Annotated in this window: 1 tRNA gene; it reads right to left on the bottom strand. The window is 36.9% G+C overall.

Annotated elements, in window-relative coordinates:
- Positions 1 to 95 precede the first annotated feature (95 nt).
- Positions 96 to 172: transfer RNA gene (locus LQ615_RS13410), tRNA-Ile, on the bottom strand.
- Positions 173 to 271 lie beyond the last annotated feature (99 nt).

Genomic DNA, 271 nt, shown 5'->3' on the forward strand with positions numbered 1-271 from the left:
TATTAAGCTTGTTGAATTTCGTTAAAAATTCACTCGGTTTTTTGCTTGGTAAAATCTATTTGCTTACTTATCTAGTTTTCAATGTGCAAAAAAAATGGTGGGCCTAAATGGACTCGAACCATCGACCTCACGCTTATCAGGCGTGCGCTCTAACCAGCTGAGCTATAGGCCCTATCTATTTTTGAATGTCAAATAAACATTCAAAACTGAATACAATATGTCTCCGTTATTCCATGACCTCATGGTCATTCCGTAATATCCTTAGAAAGGA

The sequence above is a fragment of the Mammaliicoccus sp. C-M13 genome (assembly GCF_022386845.1).
In the GTDB taxonomy this organism is placed as follows: Bacteria; Bacillota; Bacilli; order Staphylococcales; family Staphylococcaceae; genus Mammaliicoccus; species Mammaliicoccus lentus.